This window comes from Gottfriedia sp. NPDC056225, assembly GCF_042267765.1.
GTDB lineage: Bacteria > Bacillota > Bacilli > Bacillales > Bacillaceae_G > Gottfriedia.
In genome coordinates, this window is sequence record NZ_JBHJTJ010000022.1 from 34,616 (window position 1) to 52,648 (window position 18,033).

The following is an 18,033-nucleotide window of genomic DNA, read 5'->3' on the forward strand; positions in this document are numbered from 1 at the left end:
ACGCCTTTAAATCAGTCTTCAACGCCCATTTTTGTTCTTATTGTATGCCTCGTAATATATATAGAGTTGAAATACAATGAGTACAAGCAAAAATAACCTACGTTCTCTAGGTTATTAATCATAACTTGAGGTGGTTGTAAATGAAAATCCCGAACTGGTCGGAGCGGCATTTTGGTTGGCTTGGACTCACTTTAACTTTTTTAGTTGCAATATTCCCAAATACTTTTGCCAAAATTGGAGTGTTTATCAGATTTACATTTACCAATTATTGGTTACAACTTGGTGTTTTTACGATTATTATCCTACTTTTATTTGTTTATCGACTATTACTGAAACAACAAAAAAAGGAGCCATGATATGAGTTTCAAGGTTGGGCGTCCATATGTGCACTACGCTTGGCATATTTCAATATGGTATGGGGGGCTATGTTCGTGTTAGCTAGCCCCCGGCTAAATACATTCATTATTCCATCCTAATCTCCAACACTCTCAATGTAGTCATTTCCCTTCAATTCGTATCGAACCTCGCTAATCATGTAGTCATAGTAAGCCTGGTATTTTGATTTAACTAATGAACGGTTTGAGTAGTACAAAAGATAGTTAACCAATCGTGTATCCATATTAAGGCTTTTGCTAATCTGTTCTACACTATTATATTCGCCAATCAACCTCCCTGTATGTTTATCGAAAACTCGGTAGCCAAAAACGTGTAGAGGTTTATCAAAAAATTCAATTTTTTTACGAGTGAATTTGGTTTCACCTGCTGAAGTCACCGACCAAAAAGTGTGCAATACCAAACGTTCCATCGGAGACATTTTTCCGTATTTTTCAGCTGTAAGATCCTCTTCTAAGATAGCACCTAGTTTGGCAAGATCATCTATAGAACCTAATACGTTATCAAGCCTCGTTTTTGTTTTATCCATTCTTTCACCCCCTATGATTTAATCGATAGAGGGATGTTTCTTCCCTTTAGACTTTCGTCTATAAACATGTAAAACAATTTTATAAACGTCCATTAATTTTTATTAACATTTATAGTCCGTCATAATATGCTTATCCCAAAGACATTCAGATAGGAGAGAGTGTATTACCGTATATATAAAATCAGGTCAAAAGGCCCTTTTTAAAGCAATCGAAAAAATAGTTTAGAGCGATTCTATCCCCTATATATAAATGTCAGGTCCAAATCGTCCAATATAACGAAAATATTTAAAATTTGTGTTGACTTCCCTACATCGATTACCGTTGAAAACAGCTGACGTCCTTCCCTCCTAGAGGATCAAGACCTTTTTCCAGGGGTTCCGATGGTTTCCATATGCTAAATAAATATGGTCAAAGGTAAGGACGTCCGGAATCTTTCGAAAAAGAAAAACGCAGTAAAGACATAACCAAATGGCTACGCATGTGAAAGATATCTTTAAACTAACATTAGTGAGAAACAGTAAGTAACCATTTTCTTAGTCTAAGAAATGAAGACTGCCTCTAAAATCAATATAGCAATCCTTTAATTTTTCGTCGGCTGACAATCCACTCGGGTATTTCGGCTGTTTATTATCACAAATCCTAAAACATTTTAATTTCCCGTCGAAATTTGACAAGAGTTTTATGAATTTTTTGCTTCGACTAACAGGAGAGCCTCCATCCTTCCCCCACGCAAGTACCACTAGGGATGAGCTTTCAACGGCTTCCTTGATATATTTAAAGTTAACTTCATCAAATACCCTGTATTTCTCATCTAATTCTTTTGCTTTGTTACTTGTTTTGGAAAACAGGTTTACGACTTCCATTGCACCATAGTCTCCGTCCTCAACTACCCCTCTTGCGCAACGATTTAATGACTGACCAAGTATGAATGGATTTGGATTGAGTGTACGAGGATTGTACATGATTATTGTTGCCTTTGATTTCTTTGGATTCCAGACCCGTAACATTGAATACCTACATTCACTATTACCATCAAACACAGTATGTCCATGCATTCTATCAAATTCGACAATTTCAATCCCCATTATGCTTATCCCCCGAAATATGTTATTGAACTATTATAGTGGAACACTTTGATATGAAACAGCTCGTTCTCACGTTCTTTCTGAGCCACAGTAACAGCATCCTCAAGCGTTGTTCCTGTCTCATTTAATAAATCTCTCTTTCTCGCTAGAACCTCTATGTCGATCTAAAGAAAGGCTTTACTACCTATTTGTTCTTTCGTGAAATGGTAACAATGCGCCTCTAGGCACAACAATATTTTCTTAGCGTGTGTGACCAATATGCAATCTATCAACAACTTCCCTTTGTCCAATATGCTCGTTCGTTCTGATCCATCGGTCTTACCTCCTTCTTTTGTTCTATGATGTTCAAGTATTTCTATATACGAAGCACAAATCCATTGTAGATTAAGAGGGTCGAGAATTCCGAATCAGAAAAATTTTTTGAAAATGGATTTACCTTTTCAGATAATCATCTTCTTAGCAATTAGGGGGGCGTAGGTTAAGATTTCGAGATACTCCGTCAATGTTCGTCTATCACCAGGCATAGTTCGACATGGTAATGGGGCTTCGTTTGTGATAGGGTAGCCCCCTGCGATGAACTCTTTTAAACAAACGAAAAGCGAACCGTCTATAGGCCCGCCTGTTGCATATCGTATCCATGAAATTTATTTGAACATTTTTCGTAAATTTTGCTAGATGTATTTTTGCATTTCCTCATTAACAGCAATTGCTATAAATTTTTTCCCGTATTCAGTTAACTGGTAATATCCCTGGTGACATATTAACTTATTCTCATTCCCTTCTGTTTGCCTTACGTCGTGTAAAATCATTTCTAATTCATTCCTGTATTTTGCTTCCAAAATTTTATAGGGGACATCATCCATCAATCTTTTTTCTGAATTAAAAAGCAATAGTCCCTGTATTTCAAGATTTTGAATACAAAATGTCATACTTTCCGTAAACAGTAAGTCTAGTTCTTTCTCTATTCCAACCATAGGAGTTGTAATTTGCTTAGTACCTTTTGTTTTATTATCTTCTATTTCATGCCATATACATGCAATTCTATTATCTCCACTTTGAATAACATACTTTGATATATATTCTAATATTCTTGCTTCATCCACAGATAAATTATTTATTATGTTTATAAAACTAGGATGGGCAAAGCCTTGGGTTTGTTGTTTTGAAGCACTGGTAAGCAAATTGATATACAATTCACTTAATTCCTCGCTTTTTGTATATGTAAGCTTATCAAGAATAGGCAACCCTAATTCTGGCGTTACTTGAACTAAATCTTTATCGTCTACGTTTTTAAGCTTTTCGTCATATCTCCTAATACTCTCAACAAAAATAGACTCTATTGATTGCGCCTTAAGATTTAGTAGTTTGATTGGTAATAAAATTGTATTACTTAAATCAACAACGGTTTCTAGAGTTATGCCAGCTTTTGTTGTTGCCTTTTTAAACAAGTCGTTATAAATTTCGGCAGGTAAACCTCCTAGTGATTGCAATGCTTCTTTTATACCTTTTAGATCCACTTACAATACCTCCCCAAAAAAACTTTGTATTTCATACACTTCTTCATAATTTTCTGTAAATCCTCTTTTAATTTACAATATTTATTAAGGCTTAGAGATTTCACGTCATTTTGGTTTATTATAAGTCGATTGATCATGTAGCATATTCCCTATCTCTTACGAAAGGGCAGCCACCGGTATAGTTGGGCAAACAAAAAGCGAACCATCATCAGTTTCGCCTGTATCGTCTCATATTCTCTTATTAACTTATAGAACGTTGTCCGCTTCATATCTGCTCTTCTCATTGCTTCTGTCGCCGTGATCCGCTCTGCTTTCCATTCTTTATATACCTCTATAAACGCATCCGTTATTTCCGCTTTCGGCCTACCAAACTGTACTCCATTTTTCAAGGCAACATCTATTCCTTCTCGTTGACGCTTCTTGATACGCTCTCTTTCCTCTTCCGCTAACCACAATAATATCTGTAACACTAAATCAGAGATAAACGTTCCAAGACTGTCCTGGTAATTCGTAGTATCCAGTAATGGCATATCCAAAACAACGATATCGGATTTAATGTTCTTCGTAATGTCCATCCATTCTTTTAAGATTTCTTCCTTGTTACGGCCAAAACAATCTAACGAGTGAATATACAGAACGTCTCCTGCTCGTAAATGGTGCTTGAGCGATTGATACTGTTCACGCTTGAAATCCTTTCCGCTTTGTTTATCAACAAATATGTCTCTGTTGCTAATTCCAACCTCTTTCATAGACTGCAGCTGACGTGGCTCATTTTGATCCCGGTTGCTAACACGTATGTATCCGAATTTACGATTGTCCATATTTTCCTTCTCCGTTTTTTTTACACCCCAATCTCCAAATAAATATTTTCAACCATATGTTGTATTTCGTTTTTACATTGCGTAAGAAATTCTAACACGTCCCTGTTTGTTCCAGCGATTGTGAACGTGAGCCAGTCTATTTTTTCAATAGATAGTTTTTTAATTATTGACTGTTCACCTGTAATATTTCCTTTATGATCAATAGAAAATTCAAGAGGGATTACTTCTCCATTATTATTAACCATTACAGAGTTCTTAAAAGTAACCGAGCTATTTATAAAAGTCCCAAAACCAGGGATATTCACTTGGAAGTTATCTTTTCGGCTTTGTTTTAATAGGTTATCGTGCTTTACCTTATTCGTTCTTCTACATAATATGCTTAACCAAGGTTTATCTACGTTGTTAAAATCCTGCACTGATTCAAGAATGTCGTAAATTTTTGGTTTTTTATTTCGTATACCTTTAAAATTCTTATTTATACAAGTCTTGAAATCATTTTTAGTACCCTTGTATGGAAAATAAAGGACTTCTCTATGTTTGTTAAGGACGAGCTCATCAATATCATGAATACAGTAATCTAAGCAACTCCTCAAATTCTCCATCGTAGATTTTACTTTTACCTTCAAAACCTCTGTTATTTCTTTATTTTCACGTGCTTTAACGTATTGTTCGCCAATCAATAATAAAGTTTCATCAACATCCATAAAAATTTCAAAAATATCATCCTTACGCAAAAAAATCTCCTCCTTTTCACATAGTTTAATAGTATTACGAATTGATCTAAAATAGATAGTTTTAGTTAACAGTAAACACTTTTAAGATATTACTGTTTTTTTACGTTTCACTTTACAATAGTCATACAATACCTTCCAAACGCTTGATACATCTAGATTGTTGAACAATTGATCTGTAGCCTTCCGAGATTTCCGAATTTGAAAAAATTTTTTAAATCAGATTTGTCTAAGGGGACCTACCGATATTACAGAGATTAGTGGCTAGTGTTATACCGTAGTAGTCACCCAGGAAAGGATTATGGGTCAATAATTCTCGAAGTCATGTATTCAAGGATTCGGGATTTCTCGTCCATGTTCGTATATCACTAGGCAAGCTGCGATATGCCATGCCCACTATATTCGTGATTCGGTAGCCCCAGGTATTGATCCGTTATAAATAAACAAAAAGCGAACCAACTATCGGCCTTTTTCCGTAATACAACTTTTTACAAATTGACAATCTCTTGGGCTTACCATTTTGCTTAACAGTGAATTCTTTTCCACTAATTAGAAATATCTTAGATACATAGTAACGTGAATCAAACAAATTCTATTAAAAATCATTTACAATTCTACCAATATTACCCATAATTATATTTAGCATAGCGAGGCAATTGCCGTTACCCAACGGCAATTTTTTGCCGTATATATATATGGGTTTTTGGCAATTCCTCCAAACTAGAGGAGGAAAATATATATGAAACTTAATTCAAAATTTGTTGTGGTGTTTGGAATTTTAATTAGCTTATCTGGTTTTTATCTATCAGGGGCAATGCACTTTTCAGGTGGTACCCTTATGATAGACTTAAAAACCTCCTTCGCTTTAAGTGCTTTAGCGGTTGGTCCCGCCTTAGCTTTAACACCATTTATTAACAACCTTTTTAAGTAGTAGAGGAGGCGAAAGACTCCTTCTACTACCTCATAAGGTAATATAAAAAAAGGAGGTGATGACTATATGATAAAAACAAAAATGTTTATTGATCAGTTCTTAGAAAGACAGCGATTTAGAAAGATACCGGATCAAATTGTAAGTGTTCTTAGGTAACCACGTTGATTAACCTTTATAGGTTTCATATATCCTCTCTAGTGCTATGCGACTTTCGGCTATCCCTTTACGGTAGAGGGATAGCTGTTTTTTTAATATAATCTAGATAATATGTTTTCCTATATAGCCCATTTTCTTCTTGAATCTATGATTTCCTTCGACAACGCTATACTAAAGTAACCTCTGCCCCTTTCAACGTTTTTATCTCGCAGCTAACTCAATTCTAAAAATATAATTAGACTCAGCTGAATTATTTGATCCATGTACAATTCATTACGTTATGTATTCATGTAACTTAATAGATAAAACGTTACCGTTTAAGTAGAGTTATACGGTAACATTTTTAGTTTTTTTGGAAATGCAGTAATACCAACAGATTGAACTATCGATTTTGTTATCGTTTGACTGTTACCGAAATAAAACATACAATAATTGTAACATTTTAAACGAAATGGGGAATCAAGATGATCGCTACTAGTAAAAAGATTGCTTATATCCGAGTTTCTTCAGAAGGACAGAATACCGCTAGACAACGTAAAGCATTGAAACTAGCTGGTTGTACGGAATTTTACGAGGAAAAGATATCCGGCGCTTCAATGGAACGTCCTCAGCTTCAAGCGTTACTAGAGCAACTAGAGAAAGGTGATACGATTTATGTGCATGAAATCAGTCGTCTTTCACGTTCTACGAAGGATTTATTGGAGATTATTGAGCGGATCAAAGAAAAAGGTGCAGGTTTAAAGTCAATTACCGAAACCTGGTTAGACACATCCAACGAAAATCCAATGAACGAATTTCTTTTAACGATCTTCTCGGGCCTGGTACAATTTGAACGCTCCATGATTAAACAACGCCAAAAGGAAGGCATTGAAATCGCTAAAAAAAATGGTAGGTTTAAAGGTCGCAAAATCGAAGTAACTGAAGGTGGTAAAAAAGAACAAAAGGCAAAACAAGCGATTGAATGGTATAAATCAGGTAAATCCGTTAGAGATATCTGTAAGACATTGTCAATCGGCACTGGAACCTTATATCGGCTATTAGAGCGTGAAGGGATCCGTTAACCTAATGTCCTTGTTAAAACAGCAGGGGCTTTTTTCTCTCCATTCAGATGTCATAATGTCAAGTAAACTCACTTTACATTATACAAATAGCACCTTCTAAACACTGGAATATCAACGTTTTTAAACTGCTGATTGAACCCCTGAGGATTTTTAAAACGGTCATTTTCGGTCGTGCAACATCAAACGTTTTAACGGTTTTATAGCTCCCGATATTTTGTCAACTTCTTCTGAACCTTTTCTAACAAACGACTCGCCTTTTGTGGATGCCCTAATCCAAGCTCTTTTGAAATGTCTCTAAGAGTTGCTTCTGGCTTATCGTATAGAAAGCGTAATAACACTCGTTCATTTTCGCTTAATGACGGGTCATTCATTATTTGTTGAACTAATAGTGTGTCTGTTACGTTATTCTCTATGCTGCTAGTTTGTTGATCAGCGATTTGCATTTCCTCTATACTAGCTGCAGTGTAATCATTAACACGTTTGTCTCTTTTTGCCCACTTAATCAAGTCCAACGCATTGGAACGCATTTTCTTCATGATGTGTTCATACAGCCAAAAGTCGCTGCGGCTATCGTAGTCGTACCAGATCATATCTAGAACGGCTTTCCAAAAGACCTCTTCGAAATCATCGACATAAAGTCTAATACCGCTAGATTGAGCATTGTGTGACCAACGTCTTGCACTCGCTATAACGGTACTATTAAATATTTTACAGATTCTATTGCATGCATCATCTGGAAGTTCATTATCATATATTCGTTCAACGGCTTTAATTAGGTCCACTTTACCTTTACGGAAAATCTTTTCTATTCTACGTTCCTTCCGATCCCAAAATTCGTAAACCGTTTCCTGCGGTTCATCATCTGGTAGTAAAATGTATTTTTCAAGTTCTTTTATAGCTAACATGATTTCGTTCTCCTTTAAAAAATATTTAAGTTTCATAGAAAAAAGTGTGACAAACCACCCAAATTTGTCGTATATAATATGTACTCACATGGGAGGCACGACCATGGGAGTGAGACGTATATAAGACGTAATAATATAAACGTATAAATAACGTAGTAAAGATGTATATATAACGAGATATAAGGACGTAATGTAAGTGAATGTGTTGTTGAAGTAAAAACAGACGGTTTTTCCGTTCCATCGCTAATAACGATAACGGAGAAACCGCCCTATAGAGCTTAAACTATTCGATCACCATTCGATCTGCACAGATTATACGGCTCCTGCTTGGACTGTTTTTCTTCAAACATTGCTCGATTCCTGTAGAAAAATATCTTATCTTCTGTTGGGTCTTCAGTGATCATTTCCATGTCCAAAAGTCTATTTCTCAACGTTTCCTTTTTAATACCAAATCGTTCTACAATTACATCCTCAGTAACACCAATTTGATACAAAAACCGCATCTCTAGGTATTCGATGGATTCGAATTGCCAAGGCTGACGGAAACGCTCTATCTTGTCCTGATTGTTTTGTATTTGCGTACCTAAAATTAGATGATCAGGATTAACACAAACCTCATTATCGCAAGTATGACGTACAGTCTGTCCTTTCGGTATTTCTCCCTTGTGTAACCGATATGATACTCTATTCGCTCTCATCGACTTACCTTCCATTTTGAACAATCCATATCCGTCTTTGTCCGTGCATGCATTCCATACATGGCATCCGTTATCGTCTTCAGTCCACTTTTTGTTAAAACGTTGTAAAGTCGCTAGTTTCGGCTTGATGACTCCTTCGACAGCCTTACTGATTTGGAACTCGTTTACACCAAACCTTTCTGCTAATCCTTTTTGTATCCACTCACCAGTTGAATAAAGTTCCTGTACCTGTTGGATTTCCTTTTCTGCTAATTTCTTCTTACATTTACTATTCATTTTCATTTCCTCCTAGATTCTTTAATATTTGTGATAAATAGAATAACTTCGCTAACTTGCATCTTTGAATCTCCTAGTAATCAAGCAGAAATGCTGTGACGATTTTGATCGTCGGATCTCTAACCACTTAACTTGCCTCCTTTTTTGGTCCTCATATTAATAGTCCGGTCTAAATTCGGTTTTCTAGCAAATTTTTTTTTAAAATTTTTGTTCTCATATTAACAGTCCGGTCTATGCCGACATTTTTAACGAAAAAAAGTAAACTTTCTTATACCCTTTATATCCGACCCCAAAGTACCTATCGAATAAGTAAAAAATTCATCTAAAAAGCAGGCTAAATGGTTGAGAAACAAATAGAGCTGAAGTGTTGAATCTTAATTCAGGAAGTGGTTAAGTGAACGAGTTAATTGAGGCAAAGGTAATAATCGGAGATATATAAATAGCTATTAGATTTTACTGTAGAATTAATTACGATGATTCTGCTGAGAAGATAACACCATTAAATGGATTATTCTTACTTGGTGAAGTACTTCAATGAAAATGACGTCAAGGTAAAAGATATTCAACTGTAAAAAAACAGAGAGTGATTTACTCTCTGTCAGCTAGTCCGATTTCATTGATAGTAGTATGACCTATGACGTTACTCAACAACTGTTACTTCGACTACATCCTCCAATGAATCTGATGGAATTCGCCGGGATCCACTTCAATACGAAGCTGGTGTGTTAAAGAATCCACGTAATGCTCACAACCAGTAATATCCGAAGTAAAGCCATCGTCCCATATCGTCAATCTTACGGCTAAACCATATTCCATTGCATAAGCTATCCGCTGATTGTACTCCTCCATTTCTCATATTCATCAACGATTGACTTTACGATACGTACAGTGTCACGCCATAGATCACGCTGCGACTTAATTAGCTCCGGCATACCGAAAGCGAACTGCGATTTCTTTTTACCACGGTCACGAATCGCCAAATTAATCACCTCAAACACATTATATACGAACAAACGTTCTGTATGTATACAAAATAAAAGGCCCCCTAGGCCCGATACTGATTTTCTTTAACTAGAGCACTCGCTTATATAAAATCAATTCCTACAAACATTTGGTCATTTCCAACATCAGATGGAAAAACACCAAACGCATTGAAACAATCCAAAACAATATCGTTTAATATTGCTAACCTACTTAAATCTCTCCAGGTAGGGTATTCATGAAATAACATATCTAACTCTTGAAGTAGCCTATTAAAAACATTTTTTAGTTTTTTATTGGGCAAAATTTGTAACGCAACTTTAAAAAGCTCGTCTTGTCCATTTACATCAGACGTATATCCTTGTACATTCCCTATTACACTCACCATTACCCTTAACAAATAGCGCATTTTCGATGTGAAATCCAGCATAAATTCGTCCATATTATCATCTTGAACATATTTTTCATGTAACGTCACAACCTCCTTATATGCCCATAAACTAGTTTCATCTAAATGCGAAAACAATAAATCTCCATAAGGGAATCTTTCAGCTGCTTTCCTGTAGGCATAATACTCTTTCCACATACCTATTGAAAACGGGTACAAATTTCTTGGTATTATAGTACATTTTTCTATTTCATCTTTGTCAAATAATTTTTTTGTGTGATAATCATCATTAATATGACATAGTTCATGAAAGAAAGTATTAAATAACATGGTGACTTCATCTTGGAATTCCTCTTTAAGTGCTTGGTATGAATATAGTCCAAAAATAAATTCAGCTCTAAAAAAAATAGAAGTTTCCTCTTCACCTAGTTCTTTCTTATACGAAAGAACCATCGCTTGACCTTCACTTATTTCATTTTTTGTGTGACCTTGATTCAATCCTTTTTTAGTTTGAAACTCATAAAGTTCTTTAGCATAATCCTTAGCGACATAAATATGTTTTAAATCATCTAACACAAAGTTATCTTCACTTTCTACAAATGCTTTTATCAGTTCCTTAAACCAAAGAGAAATTTCTTTTTTCTGTTCTTCACTATTTTTTATTAAATTCTCCCCTGCAAGCATGTACTCATCATGAATATGTATTTTAATGTCCACTATTAACCTCTCCCTTATAATCATTGTCAATAAGCAACCACTTTTAAATAAACAGCCCTTTATTACTGAAGGGCCTTTGAACATAAAAATAGCCTGGATAATTTCCAAGCTTTTAACAGTAACAATCATCTAGTTCATCATAATAATGAAATCCATCTTCAGTTTTCTTATTGCATTCCGAGCAATATTCCTTACTCATATAAATATTCCCTTCTTGCGTTTAATTGTTTTACATCTAAACCACCTGTTAGGAAGTCCCTTTTATAGCGAATTTTATCCATTTTCCTTCATTCCAATTTATGTATTATTCTCCGTAAATCGCTATTTTTCCTTCTTCAAAACCTGCAACAAGCTAAAAAAACGCCACCCATTAAGGTGACGTCATGTGATTACTATAAATATTTCCGTAAGTTCTCTGCAACTTCTTCCTTATCGAGGTGTAAGTATTGCGTTGTAACTGCAAGGTTACTATGACCTAGCGCTTTCGATATCTCTGCAATATTAGCACCTTTATTCAGAAGAGATTTTGCAAATCCACGTCTTAAGGCATGCGGATTAATATTACGTAATCCAAATTCTTTAGCATACTTGTGTAAACGCTTTTGAATGTTGTTATGCGTAGGACTATTCGAAATAACTCCGCCTTGCTTCGTAATAAACACGTACTTATTTTGAACTCCATACGCATGTCTAATAGCATCATTCTGACGCACTAGCACGCTTAGCAAACGGTGCAGTGTATCATCAAATGGTAATAGTAACTGATCGTGATTTTTCATGATCGCACCGTCAAGTCGAAGTAATTTCTCTGTGAAGTCTATATGCTTATTCTCCAAGTGAACGATTGTATTTATTCGTATCCCCGTTTTAAACATCAGTAGAGCGGCTGTAGCGTCCCTTAATTGTACAAAGTCACCTAAGTCTAAAAGGGACAACAACGTTCGAATTTCACGCTCTGTAGCCCCCTCCTTCACTTTACTATCGACTCGAATTGTGATCGGTTTCCAAAACTGCTTTTCTAACCAACCATTACTAAAACAGCGTGACAAAAACGCCTTTAAACACTTTAAACGGGTTAGCTTCGTTTGGTTGCTTACATCCATGCGTGACAACCATTCATAAATTGATTCGACCGTCAGTTCGTCTAAATAAGTTAAACCGGTGGTTTCAACATAATGATTAGCATGAATAGTATAGTCACTTATTGTCCTTGGGCGATTACCACTGATCTCCATTTGGCGAGTAATCGTTGTGAGTGCCTGTTTAATAGTCATTCGGTCTAAATCGACCGTTGCACTCGGCTTAGAATTTTCCGAGAATAAACCGCTTAAATCATCTGAAATCGATAAAATACTTTTCTTTTTAGTCATAACAAAAAACCTCCTAGCATACGCCTAATTTCGAGTCATTTTCGGTTTTGACCGATGCACTGACCGTTTCATTTGGCGTTCTAGAAGGTTGATATATAGCGATATGTAGACATAAAGACACTTATTTTACATTACGTAAAACAAGTGTCTTTTGGACGTCCTGGGAGGGATTCGAACCCCCGACCGACGGCTTAGAAGGCCGTTGCTCTATCCTGCTGAGCTACCAGGACATATGGAGCGGGTGATGGGAATCGAACCCACGACCGAAGCTTGGAAGGCTTCTATTTTACCATTAAACTACACCCGCATATTTTTTATTTCTTTGCGACATCCCCTGTCGACATAACTTAGTATAGTCGCTAGGTAAAATAAAGTCAACACTATTTTTAAACTTTTTTCCAAAATAAAGGAAATTTTTTAAATCACCTAGAATTACCTTATTTTATTAAGGCTTAATGGCTTTTAGTACTTCCAAATTTTTCGCTTTTAAATAAGGTTAGCAGCTAATTGCTACTAACCTCCATTTTTTATTAAATTTCAAACGAAGTAGCGATAAGTTCCGTGCCATCAGTATTATAAAATGTAACATTAGCTCCCTTATCTATTGTTTCAAGAATTGCATATGTCTTTTCTTTCCTCATTCTAGGTAAAAGAATACTACCAGGATTGATAAAAAGTACCCCTTCAATTACCTCGGCTCCTAATACATGTGAGTGACCGAAACATGCGATTGTCGCTCCAACTTCTTTACAACGATAATATAGCTTTTGTAATGACTGCTTTATTCCATGTAAATGGCCATGGGTAGCAAAGATTGTATGTTCATTTCCATGATGAATAAATTCTTCAGGGAATTCTCCTCGAAAATCACAATTACCTCGAACTACATTGTAATCTTTTAATTCTTTAGCATTTAACTCTAATTCCGAATCTCCACAGTGGATCATTAAATCTACACTGTCTCGATATCGGTCAGCGATTTCTTGCAACGGTTTCGTCAATCCATGACTGTCACTTACAATTAATACTTTCATTAATTTGTTCCTCTAAATAAAAATTCTTTACCTTCTTTATTTATCACATTCATTAATGATTTAATTGCATTTGCTCGATGGCTTAAGCCACCTTTTTCTTCTGTTGTTAATTCTGCCATTGTTTTATCTAATTCGGGCAAAAAGAATATCGGATCGTAGCCAAAACCGTTTGTTCCTCTTTTTTCATTGGCAATATACCCCTCAACTGTTCCATTTACAGTGATTGTTTCTTTACCAGGAACCGCTAAAGCTAAGGCACAATAAAATCGCGCAGTTCTTTTACCAGGGAAAACTCCATTTAGCTCGCTTACTACTTTTTGTAAGTTATCTTCATCACTCTTATGTAATCCAGCATATCGAGCAGAATAAACACCTGGTCTACCTTCAAGTGCATCAACTATTAAACCAGAGTCATCCGCAATAACAGGTGTTTTTAGCTCATTAGCTAAATACTCAGCTTTTAAAATCGCATTCTCTTCAAATGTAGTTCCTGTCTCCTCAACTTCTTGAATTCCAGGAAAGTCTTTTAAAGATTTAATTTGAAATCCCATTGGGTTAAAAAGAGCCTCAAAGTCCTTCACTTTACCCTTGTTATTAGTCGCAATAATGATCGTATCCATCCTTAAAGTCTCTCCTCGAAATTATGATTGGAACTTAATGCCTTCTTGTAATAATACTTCTTTTTGTTTTTCAATTAGAGAATTAACACCTAACTCCCCTAATGATAGTAATTCATTTAATTCTTCTCTAGAAAAAGTCGCTTCTTCACCAGTACCTTGTAGTTCAACAAACTGACCTTTCCCAGTCATTATAATATTCATATCGACACTTGCAGCTGAATCTTCTACATAATACAAATCTAGTACTGGTCCAATTTCTTCTAATATACCAACAGAAGTTGCAGCCAAATAATCTTTTACTGGATAAGATTTTAATTTATCCATTTTAACTAATTTATCAAAGGCAAGCATCATTGCAACAAACGCTCCAGTAATAGAAGCAGTCCTAGTTCCCCCATCTGCTTGTATTACATCACAATCAATCCAAATTGTCTTTTCACCAAGTGCTTCTAAATCGACTACTGCTCTTAAAGCTCTACCGATTAAACGTTGAATTTCCATCGTACGACCAGTAACTTTCCCTTTAGATGACTCGCGAATTGTACGGTCTTGCGTAGCCCTAGGTAACATAGAATATTCCGCTGAAATCCAACCTTTTCCACTATTTCTTAAAAATGGAGGTACACGGTCCTCAACAGTAGCATTACAAATTACTTTCGTATCACCAACGCTAATAAGCACAGAGCCTTCAGCATGCTTCGTATAATGAGTAATAATCTCAATTGGTCTTAGTTCATTATTTAATCTTCCATCTGTTCTTGTCATGTTCGTTCCTCCTACAAAATCTTCCAATTACTAGTATAGACAAAAATACGATTTCATTTCTACTAATTAAATGTAATTAATAAGATAAATGTAAAGAAACCTCGCTTAATGTGAAAAAACCTTGAACAAAATGTTCAAGGCTTTAAATGCATGTAAATAGATCTTAAAGGAATAAGGAATACGCACAGATGCAGTAAAAAACTGTCTTTTACTTATTCTCTAAATCCTATTAATCGATTTATTTTACTTTATAGTTTTTTCGTATTTACGTCTTTAGGTCTAGATACTGGTTGGCTTAATGGTTTGCCTTGTTGGTCTAGTGCAGTTAACTTGCCATTAATTTGAATCTCAATGGATTTAACTCCTTTTTGCTCTGTTAAAGAAAGAACGAGTGGCTGTAATACGTCATTATTGATCATACTTTTTGCAATATTGCCATAGATTCCTTCGTTAAAGTTAAGCACTAGCTTGCCACCTTTAAAGACAGGTTGACTGACTAATTTCGTATCTGCACCAAAATCTGAAATTAAATTTGAATATTCTGATGGCCCTTGTATTAGTTCACTTACTATTGCTGAATAAGAATCTGATTCAGCATTTGATATTCTTGTTGTAACAGGAACATAATAAGTGTCTCCCATTTCACCTTGAGAAACATAGTATAAAGTAACTGGGCGAGAGTTCATAATATCCACGATGTTGCCTTTATCAAAATTAATCCCATCATCTCTTGTCATCCCATCGCTAATTTGTGCTTTATTTACTGGCATAGAAGTGAGTTCTTTCCCATTTACTCGAATCTTTACTTTTGTAACATTATCAAACTGAGTTAACGTCCAAGTGACTGCTTGGAACACTTTTAATTCATCTTCAGCACGATATTGCTTAAACTCCGGAGAAAAATCAGCAATAATAGTTCCATCTTTTTGCGTAACCCCCAACACTTCCGTATTAGGAGGTAAAACTGCTTGGAAGCCATTCGGTAATTCATCAGTAACAGGACCATCTTTTACTAAATACTCTAACGCTTGCTTCGCCAGGCTTGTAGATTTTGGTAATTGGAAGGTTTGCGGTACGACATATCCATTACGGTCAATTAAATACAATTCCCTTTTTACCATTTCCTCTTTCTTTGCTTGTACTTGTTTTGAAGGCTCATCACTTTTATAAACTACAGTTTTTGGCGGATCAATATCTGTAGAAGATTTAGTCGGAAGTAAACTACATCCACTCATTGTCGCAATTCCACAAACTGCAGCAGCTGTTACTAACAATCTTTTTTTCATCACCATACTCCCCCCACGCTTTTTTATTATTTATACGAGCATGTACATTTTTTAGAACAAGCTAAAAAGAAAAAAATAAATAATTTAAATCTAGTTCTAAATTTACTGGAAATATTCACCTAATACGCACATCGTTCATATGATAAAAAGACTAAATGAATACCCATCCGAAGAACAGCTCGGTCAAGCAAGGAGGGTTAGCACAGTTGAAGGATAGAGACTATCAAACAAAGCACACACTCACAAAGCGTGAAAAAGAAGTATTTGAGCTTCTTGTTCAAGATAAGACTACAAGAGAAATTGCTGAAGAACTTTTTATAAGTGAAAAAACTGTGAGAAATCATATTTCAAATGCAATGCAGAAGCTTGGGGTTAAGGGGCGATCACAAGCAGTTATTGAGCTTCTTCGTATGGGAGAGCTTGAACTGTAGTTACTTGTAGAATTCTTCTACAAACCAACATACTGCCGGCATTCTAACCGACATGCCGGTTTTGGTATTTACATTGAAATTAATGTTTACGTTTCACTATTTTCTTGCTCGTAAAATATCTGATTATCTTAAAATAAAAAGCTTACATTTATATCCCTGCTTATAGTAGTTTAAAAAGCCTATCTTAAAAACAGGATAGATTTACTACTAGAGGGGGATTTTATTTTGACTTTTTTCATCCCTCGTTCATTAAACTCCCAAGTTTTGAGTGAATTTTAGTGATTATGGCTCGGTTTGACGATCGAATCACAATATATCAATCTGTTTTCGTAATATATCAACGAGAAATTACTACATATCAACGAGAAACTGCAATATATCAACGGAGTTCACAGCTTTATCAATATAGTTCACATAGTGTTCGTGTTTTTCTATTATTATGTTAAACCACATACTCTTATAAAAATGGACAAACAATGTTCGTCGCTCACCTAAATAAAAAAAAGGTTACCCCATAAGAACACTTACGAGACAACCTCTTTCATGCGATCAATACTTGCCTAAATTTCTATTCCATAAAACCTTGTAGTATTTTCATACAAAATTTTATAAACACTTATTAAATCTAAATTTTTCAACTCTGCAATCTTTATAATCGATTGATGCATAAATTTAGGATGGGTCCACTCATTTTCAAAAGGTCCTTCAAATGGCCACGGTCCATCTGTTTCAACCATCATCAACTCAATCGGATACTTATTTACTAGATCCTGTATTTCTTTCTCATATAATACATCCGGTGTAATTGAGATAAAGTACCCATTTTTTATCATCCGGCTAATTGTAAGATCATCACCCTTAAACCAGTGAAAATGAGCTTTTTGAATAAAATATTTTTCTAATAAATTACATACGATTTCGGCGTCTTCGTATACTGCATGTAATACAATCGGCTTATTTAACTCTTTTGCAAGTGAGATAAATTTTTCTAGTAATTGAATATAAGGTTCATAGTCAATTTGTTCTTCTAAATTCTTATAATAAGGTAATCCAACTTCCCCGATCGCGACCATTTCATGTTGATGTTCTTTCATCCATTCGATCAATTCTTCAACCTCATCATCAGAAGGGAGCTGTTGTTCAGGATGAAATCCGAATGCTGGATAGACATTATTATTTTGTTTTTTAAAATCTAAATTTTTCTTACTAGATTTTAAGTCCATTGAAACAGAAATGATTGCTTCGATTTCGTGACTTTCTGTACTATTTACTATTTCTTCTCTTTGACTAGCATCATAAGAATCTAAATGAATATGAGCATCTATCATTTTCATCGT

The 18,033-nt window shown here is 35.2% G+C and carries 20 protein-coding genes and 2 tRNA genes; 4 read left to right on the forward strand and 18 right to left on the reverse strand.

Features of this window, described 5'->3' with window-relative positions; genetic code table 11:
• The first annotated feature begins 140 nt into the window (after positions 1-140).
• A complete protein-coding gene (locus ACFCYN_RS14935) occupies positions 141-356 on the forward strand; it encodes a hypothetical protein (protein WP_375950127.1) in 216 nt (71 codons plus the stop codon).
• Positions 357-472: 116 nt separating this feature from the next.
• Here ACFCYN_RS14935 and ACFCYN_RS14940 read toward each other — a convergent pair whose 3' ends face one another.
• The 5 genes from ACFCYN_RS14940 to ACFCYN_RS14960 form a co-directional block, all read right to left on the reverse strand.
• Entirely contained in the window at positions 473-922 is a 450-nt protein-coding gene (locus ACFCYN_RS14940; RefSeq protein ID WP_375950129.1) for a hypothetical protein, read from the reverse strand.
• 534 nt (positions 923-1,456) lie between these two features.
• Complete coding sequence (locus tag ACFCYN_RS14945; RefSeq protein WP_375950130.1) at positions 1,457-2,008, reverse strand: DUF1643 domain-containing protein; 552 nt, start codon at positions 2,006-2,008, stop codon at positions 1,457-1,459.
• Positions 2,009-2,679: 671 nt separating this feature from the next.
• Positions 2,680-3,525: an Abi-alpha family protein gene (locus ACFCYN_RS14950; RefSeq protein WP_375950131.1), complete on the reverse strand. Its 846-nt coding sequence runs from the start codon at positions 3,523-3,525 to the stop codon at positions 2,680-2,682.
• A 149-nt stretch (positions 3,526-3,674) separates the two neighbouring features.
• A complete protein-coding gene (locus tag ACFCYN_RS14955) occupies positions 3,675-4,346 on the reverse strand; it encodes a recombinase family protein (RefSeq protein ID WP_375950133.1) in 672 nt (223 codons plus the stop codon).
• A 20-nt stretch (positions 4,347-4,366) separates the two neighbouring features.
• Positions 4,367-5,080, reverse strand: coding sequence for a hypothetical protein (locus tag ACFCYN_RS14960; protein WP_375950135.1), 714 nt, complete (start codon positions 5,078-5,080; stop codon positions 4,367-4,369).
• A 736-nt stretch (positions 5,081-5,816) separates the two neighbouring features.
• On the opposite strand from ACFCYN_RS14960, the gene ACFCYN_RS14965 reads away from it, so the two are divergent.
• Together ACFCYN_RS14965 and ACFCYN_RS14970 are read left to right on the forward strand one after the other, a co-directional pair.
• On the forward strand, positions 5,817-6,008 hold the full coding sequence (locus ACFCYN_RS14965) for a hypothetical protein (protein WP_375950137.1): 192 nt from the start codon (positions 5,817-5,819) through the stop codon (positions 6,006-6,008).
• A gap of 620 nt (positions 6,009-6,628) precedes the next feature.
• Positions 6,629-7,225 carry a recombinase family protein gene (locus ACFCYN_RS14970; protein WP_375950139.1) on the forward strand — a complete coding sequence of 199 codons (597 nt, stop codon included), beginning with the start codon at positions 6,629-6,631 and terminating at the stop codon, positions 7,223-7,225.
• Between the two features lie 197 nt (positions 7,226-7,422).
• On the opposite strand, the gene ACFCYN_RS14975 is transcribed toward ACFCYN_RS14970, so the two are convergent.
• The 12 genes from ACFCYN_RS14975 to ACFCYN_RS15030 all read right to left on the reverse strand — a co-directional run bounded on the left by ACFCYN_RS14975 (position 7,423) and on the right by ACFCYN_RS15030 (position 16,271).
• Positions 7,423-8,130, reverse strand: coding sequence for a hypothetical protein (locus ACFCYN_RS14975; RefSeq protein ID WP_375950141.1), 708 nt, complete (start codon positions 8,128-8,130; stop codon positions 7,423-7,425).
• Positions 8,131-8,408: 278 nt separating this feature from the next.
• Complete coding sequence (locus ACFCYN_RS14980) at positions 8,409-9,104, reverse strand: HNH endonuclease signature motif containing protein (protein ID WP_375950143.1); 696 nt, start codon at positions 9,102-9,104, stop codon at positions 8,409-8,411.
• Positions 9,105-9,767: 663 nt separating this feature from the next.
• On the reverse strand, positions 9,768-9,953 hold the full coding sequence (locus tag ACFCYN_RS14985; RefSeq protein ID WP_375950145.1) for a YolD-like family protein: 186 nt from the start codon (positions 9,951-9,953) through the stop codon (positions 9,768-9,770).
• Positions 9,929-10,084 carry a hypothetical protein gene (locus ACFCYN_RS14990; RefSeq protein WP_375950146.1) on the reverse strand — a complete coding sequence of 52 codons (156 nt, stop codon included), beginning with the start codon at positions 10,082-10,084 and terminating at the stop codon, positions 9,929-9,931. Before ACFCYN_RS14990 ends, ACFCYN_RS14985 begins: the two co-directional genes overlap by 25 nt.
• 104 nt (positions 10,085-10,188) lie before the next feature.
• Positions 10,189-11,190 carry a hypothetical protein gene (locus tag ACFCYN_RS14995; RefSeq protein WP_375950148.1) on the reverse strand — a complete coding sequence of 334 codons (1,002 nt, stop codon included), beginning with the start codon at positions 11,188-11,190 and terminating at the stop codon, positions 10,189-10,191.
• A 392-nt stretch (positions 11,191-11,582) separates the two neighbouring features.
• Complete coding sequence (locus tag ACFCYN_RS15000) at positions 11,583-12,560, reverse strand: tyrosine-type recombinase/integrase (protein ID WP_375950150.1); 978 nt, start codon at positions 12,558-12,560, stop codon at positions 11,583-11,585.
• Positions 12,561-12,716: 156 nt separating this feature from the next.
• Positions 12,717-12,790: transfer RNA gene (locus tag ACFCYN_RS15005), tRNA-Arg, on the reverse strand.
• Positions 12,791-12,793: 3 nt separating this feature from the next.
• Positions 12,794-12,867, reverse strand: a tRNA-Gly gene (locus tag ACFCYN_RS15010).
• Positions 12,868-13,090: 223 nt separating this feature from the next.
• The gene (locus tag ACFCYN_RS15015) at positions 13,091-13,594 is read right to left on the reverse strand and encodes a YfcE family phosphodiesterase (protein ID WP_375950152.1); all 504 of its coding nucleotides are present in this window, start codon (positions 13,592-13,594) and stop codon (positions 13,091-13,093) included.
• Positions 13,594-14,214, reverse strand: coding sequence for an XTP/dITP diphosphatase (locus tag ACFCYN_RS15020; RefSeq protein ID WP_172447341.1), 621 nt, complete (start codon positions 14,212-14,214; stop codon positions 13,594-13,596). Before ACFCYN_RS15020 ends, ACFCYN_RS15015 begins: the two co-directional genes overlap by 1 nt.
• 21 nt (positions 14,215-14,235) lie before the next feature.
• Positions 14,236-14,979 (reverse strand): ribonuclease PH, encoded by a 744-nt coding sequence (gene rph, locus ACFCYN_RS15025; protein ID WP_172447340.1) that lies wholly within the window; start codon positions 14,977-14,979, stop codon positions 14,236-14,238.
• Between the two features lie 248 nt (positions 14,980-15,227).
• Positions 15,228-16,271 carry a GerMN domain-containing protein gene (locus ACFCYN_RS15030; RefSeq protein ID WP_375950155.1) on the reverse strand — a complete coding sequence of 348 codons (1,044 nt, stop codon included), beginning with the start codon at positions 16,269-16,271 and terminating at the stop codon, positions 15,228-15,230.
• Positions 16,272-16,471: 200 nt separating this feature from the next.
• Between ACFCYN_RS15030 and ACFCYN_RS15035 the strand changes: the two genes are divergently transcribed.
• Positions 16,472-16,696 (forward strand): helix-turn-helix domain-containing protein, encoded by a 225-nt coding sequence (locus tag ACFCYN_RS15035; RefSeq protein ID WP_056472461.1) that lies wholly within the window; start codon positions 16,472-16,474, stop codon positions 16,694-16,696.
• Between the two features lie 560 nt (positions 16,697-17,256).
• Here the strand turns inward: ACFCYN_RS15035 and ACFCYN_RS15040 are convergent.
• On the reverse strand, positions 17,257-18,030 hold the full coding sequence (locus ACFCYN_RS15040; RefSeq protein ID WP_375950157.1) for a TatD family hydrolase: 774 nt from the start codon (positions 18,028-18,030) through the stop codon (positions 17,257-17,259).
• Positions 18,031-18,033 lie beyond the last annotated feature (3 nt).

Bases quoted from the DNA above. Each gene is read 5' to 3' on its own strand.
- ACFCYN_RS14935 (WP_375950127.1), top strand. From the start codon at position 141: ATGAAAATCCCGAACTGGTCGGAGCGGCATTTTGGTTGGCTTGGACTC.
- ACFCYN_RS14940 (WP_375950129.1), bottom strand. From the start codon at position 922: ATGGATAAAACAAAAACGAGGCTTGATAACGTATTAGGTTCTATAGAT.
- ACFCYN_RS14945 (WP_375950130.1), bottom strand. From the start codon at position 2,008: ATGGGGATTGAAATTGTCGAATTTGATAGAATGCATGGACATACTGTG.
- ACFCYN_RS14955 (WP_375950133.1), bottom strand. From the start codon at position 4,346: ATGGACAATCGTAAATTCGGATACATACGTGTTAGCAACCGGGATCAA.
- ACFCYN_RS14965 (WP_375950137.1), top strand. From the start codon at position 5,817: ATGAAACTTAATTCAAAATTTGTTGTGGTGTTTGGAATTTTAATTAGC.
- ACFCYN_RS14970 (WP_375950139.1), top strand. From the start codon at position 6,629: ATGATCGCTACTAGTAAAAAGATTGCTTATATCCGAGTTTCTTCAGAA.
- ACFCYN_RS14975 (WP_375950141.1), bottom strand. From the start codon at position 8,130: ATGTTAGCTATAAAAGAACTTGAAAAATACATTTTACTACCAGATGAT.
- ACFCYN_RS14980 (WP_375950143.1), bottom strand. From the start codon at position 9,104: ATGAATAGTAAATGTAAGAAGAAATTAGCAGAAAAGGAAATCCAACAG.
- ACFCYN_RS14985 (WP_375950145.1), bottom strand. From the start codon at position 9,953: ATGGAGGAGTACAATCAGCGGATAGCTTATGCAATGGAATATGGTTTA.
- ACFCYN_RS15000 (WP_375950150.1), bottom strand. From the start codon at position 12,560: ATGACTAAAAAGAAAAGTATTTTATCGATTTCAGATGATTTAAGCGGT.
- ACFCYN_RS15015 (WP_375950152.1), bottom strand. From the start codon at position 13,594: ATGAAAGTATTAATTGTAAGTGACAGTCATGGATTGACGAAACCGTTG.
- ACFCYN_RS15020 (WP_172447341.1), bottom strand. From the start codon at position 14,214: ATGGATACGATCATTATTGCGACTAATAACAAGGGTAAAGTGAAGGAC.
- rph (WP_172447340.1), bottom strand. From the start codon at position 14,979: ATGACAAGAACAGATGGAAGATTAAATAATGAACTAAGACCAATTGAG.
- ACFCYN_RS15030 (WP_375950155.1), bottom strand. From the start codon at position 16,271: ATGGTGATGAAAAAAAGATTGTTAGTAACAGCTGCTGCAGTTTGTGGA.
- ACFCYN_RS15040 (WP_375950157.1), bottom strand. From the start codon at position 18,030: ATGAAAATGATAGATGCTCATATTCATTTAGATTCTTATGATGCTAGT.